The sequence below is a fragment of the Colwellia echini genome (genome assembly GCF_002843355.2).
In the GTDB taxonomy this organism is placed as follows: Bacteria; Pseudomonadota; Gammaproteobacteria; order Enterobacterales; family Alteromonadaceae; genus Colwellia; species Colwellia echini.
The window spans coordinates 1-495 of the sequence record NZ_PJAI02000101.1 but is presented as its reverse complement, the minus strand read 5'-3'; the positions used below and the strand labels follow the sequence as shown (position 1 = coordinate 495).

The following is a 495-nucleotide window of genomic DNA, read 5'->3' as shown; positions in this document are numbered from 1 at the left end:
AAATGGTACCCGGAGCCGGACTTGAACCGGCACGCGTTTCGGCGAGGGATTTTAAATCCCTTGTGTCTACCAATTCCACCACCCGGGCATTGTATCTTTCAGCTTAAACCTAAGATAAGGGGTATTTTTATAGTAGGTTGGTACCTACTCTTTTATTAGATAACTAATAAAAAATAAATTGGAGCGGCTAACGAGACTCGAACTCGTGACATTCACGTTGGCAACGTGATGCTCTACCAGCTGAGCTACAGCCGCTTCATTAGAGCTTTTTACTTTAACTTTGTATAAATGGTACCCGGAGCCGGACTTGAACCGGCACGCGTTTCGGCGAGGGATTTTAAATCCCTTGTGTCTACCAATTCCACCACCCGGGCATTATTATCTATAAGATAAAGGGAGTTTTTTATAGTAGGTATTGGTAACCTACTTTACAGTGAAATTTGGAGCGGCTAACGAGACTCGAACTCGTGACATTCACGTTGGCAACGTGATGCT

General features: G+C 44.2%; 3 tRNA genes. All 3 read right to left on the bottom strand.

The features are described 5' to 3' along the window. Window positions 1-3: 3 nt before the first annotated feature. A tRNA-Leu gene (locus tag CWS31_RS17420) sits at window positions 4-88 on the bottom strand. Between the two features lie 91 nt (window positions 89-179). Next, window positions 180-255 (bottom strand) — tRNA-Gly (locus CWS31_RS17415). A 34-nt stretch (window positions 256-289) separates the two neighbouring features. Continuing rightward, window positions 290-374, bottom strand: a tRNA-Leu gene (locus tag CWS31_RS17410). Between the last annotated feature and the right edge of the window lie 121 nt (window positions 375-495).